Below are 3,176 nucleotides of genomic sequence, written 5' to 3'. Positions count from 1 at the left end.
CGGGGTTTCGAATAAAAGCCTGACGATGACCTACTCTCACATGGAGAAACTCCACACTACCATCGGCGCTAAGAGGTTTCACTTCTGAGTTCGGGATGGGATCAGGTGGGACACTCTCGCTATGGTCGTCAAGCATAACCGGTTGGATAAACAACCATCTCTGGCTGCCTACCCGGAAACTGTGACAGTACTACTGAACATCAATCGATCTATCTCGTCGCAATTCGCGAACTCTCTATGATCACTTCTGTATCCAAATAACTTTGGCGTTATATGGTCAAGCCTCACGAGCAATTAGTACTGGTTAGCTCAACGCCTCACAACGCTTACACACCCAGCCTATCAACGTCGTAGTCTTCAACGGCTCTTCAGGGCCCTCAAGGGGCCAGTGAGATCTCATCTTGAAGGGGGCTTCCCGCTTAGATGCTTTCAGCGGTTATCCTGTCCGAACGTAGCTACCGGGCAATGCGTCTGGCGACACAACCCGAACACCAGAGGTTCGTCCACTCCGGTCCTCTCGTACTAGGAGCAGCTCTTCTCAAATCTCAAACGTCCACGGCAGATAGGGACCGAACTGTCTCACGACGTTCTAAACCCAGCTCGCGTACCACTTTAAATGGCGAACAGCCATACCCTTGGGACCGGCTTCAGCCCCAGGATGTGATGAGCCGACATCGAGGTGCCAAACACCGCCGTCGATGTGAACTCTTGGGCGGTATCAGCCTGTTATCCCCGGAGTACCTTTTATCCGTTGAGCGATGGCCCTTCCATACAGAACCACCGGATCACTAAGACCTACTTTCGTACCTGCTCGACTTGTCAGTCTCGCAGTCAAGCGCGCTTATGCCTTTACACTAACCGTACGATGTCCGACCGTACTTAGCGCACCTTCGTGCTCCTCCGTTACTCTTTGGGAGGAGACCGCCCCAGTCAAACTACCCACCACACACTGTCCTCGATCCGGATAACGGACCAGAGTTAGAACCTCAAACATACCAGGGTGGTATTTCAAGGATGGCTCCACGATAACTGGCGTTACCGCTTCAAAGCCTCCCACCTATCCTACACAAATAGGTTCAAAGTCCAGTGTGAAGCTATAGTAAAGGTTCACGGGGTCTTTCCGTCTAGCCGCGGATACACTGCATCTTAACAGCGATTTCAATTTCACTGAGTCTCGGGTGGAGACAGCTTGGCCATCGTTACGCCATTCGTGCAGGTCGGAACTTACCCGACAAGGAATTTCGCTACCTTAGGACCGTTATAGTTACGGCCGCCGTTTACCGGGGCTTCGATCAAGAGCTTCGCCGAAGCTAACCCCATCAATTAACCTTCCGGCACCGGGCAGGCGTCACACCGTATACGTCCACTTTCGTGTTTGCACAGTGCTGTGTTTTTAATAAACAGTCGCAGCCAACTGGTATCTTCGACCGCAAACAGCTTAGGGAGCAAGTCCCATCACCATCCGCGGCGCACCTTCTCCCGAAGTTACGGTGCCATTTTGCCTAGTTCCTTCACCCGAGTTCTCTCAAGCGCCTTGGTATTCTCTACCTGACCACCTGTGTCGGTTTGGGGTACGGTTCGTATCTACCTGAAGCTTAGAAGTTTTTCCTGGAAGTATGGCATCAACCACTTCATGATCTAAAAGATCACTCGTCATCAGCTCTCAGCCTTAAGGACCCGGATTTACCTAAGTCCTCAGCCTACAACCTTAAACAGGGACAACCAACGCCCTGATGGCCTAGCCTTCTCCGTCACTCCATCGCAGTAAATACAAGTACGGGAATATTAACCCGTTTCCCATCGACTACGGCTTTCGCCCTCGCCTTAGGGGCCGACTCACCCTGCGCCGATTAACGTTGCGCAGGAAACCTTGGTCTTTCGGCGGGGGAGTTTCTCACTCCCCTTATCGTTACTCATGTCAGCATTCGCACTTCTGATACCTCCAGCAAACCTCTCGATTCACCTTCAACGGCTTACAGAACGCTCCTCTACCATGCGTACTCCTGTAAACAAGAATACGCATCCGCAGCTTCGGTTATCAGTTTGAGCCCCGTTACATCTTCCGCGCGGGCCGACTCGACTAGTGAGCTATTACGCTTTCTTTAAAAGATGGCTGCTTCTAAGCCAACTTCCTAGCTGTCTAAGCCTTCCCACATCGTTTCCCACTTAACTGATATTTGGGACCTTAGCTGGCGGTCTGGGTTGTTTCCCTCTTGACAACGGACGTTAGCACCCGCTGTCTGTCTCCCATGATTGCACTCACCGGTATTCGGAGTTTGCATGGGGTTGGTAAGTCGGGATGACCCCCTAGCCCAAACAGTGCTCTACCCCCGGTGGTGATACATGAGGCGCTACCTAAATAGCTTTCGAGGAGAACCAGCTATCTCCGGGCTTGATTAGCCTTTCACTCCGATCCACAGCTCATCCCCTGGCTTTTCAACGACAGTGGGTTCGGGCCTCCAGTTGATGTTACTCAACCTTCACCCTGGCCATGGATAGATCGCCCGGTTTCGGGTCTAATTCCAGCGACTCGACGCCCTATTAAGACTCGGTTTCCCTACGCCTCCCCTATTCGGTTAAGCTTGCCACTGAAATTAAGTCGCTGACCCATTATACAAAAGGTACGCAGTCACAGAACAAGTCTGCTCCCACTGCTTGTACGCATACGGTTTCAGGTTCTATTTCACTCCCCTTAACGGGGTTCTTTTCGCCTTTCCCTCACGGTACTGGTTCACTATCGGTCAGTTGGGAGTATTTAGCCTTGGAGGATGGTCCCCCCATATTCAGTCAAAGTTTCACGTGCTCCGACCTACTCGATTTCACTTCAAAAGACCTTTCGTATACGGGGCTATCACCCACTACGGCCGCACTTTCCAGAGCGTTCTACTAAATCTTAAGAAGCTTAAGGGCTAATCCGCGTTCGCTCGCCGCTACTTACGGAATCTCGGTTGATTTCTTTTCCTCCGGGTACTTAGATGTTTCAGTTCCCCGGGTTCGCCTCCTTAACCTATGTATTCAGTTAAGGATACCTGGCTTATGCCAAGTGGGTTTCCCCATTCAGAGATCTCCGGATCAAAGGTCATTTGCCACCTCCCCGAAGCTTATCGCAGGCTATCGCGTCTTTCATCGCCTCCAACTGCCAAGGCATCCACCGTATGCGCTTAATCACTTGACCA

At 51.6% G+C, this 3,176-nt stretch carries 2 rRNA genes; both read right to left on the bottom strand.

Annotation, left to right across the window (positions count from 1 at the left end):
* Positions 1-17: 17 nt before the first annotated feature.
* Positions 18-133: ribosomal RNA gene (rrf, locus tag ACP3PW_RS17200) — 5S ribosomal RNA — on the bottom strand.
* Positions 134-273: 140 nt separating this feature from the next.
* Positions 274-3,175, bottom strand: a 23S ribosomal RNA gene (locus ACP3PW_RS17195).
* Position 3,176: the final 1 nt, after the last annotated feature.

The organism is Aestuariirhabdus sp. LZHN29 (assembly GCF_049985285.1).
GTDB lineage: Bacteria > Pseudomonadota > Gammaproteobacteria > Pseudomonadales > Aestuariirhabdaceae > Aestuariirhabdus.
Note: the sequence above shows the minus strand (reverse complement) of the source record. Positions and strands in the feature narration are given on the sequence as shown.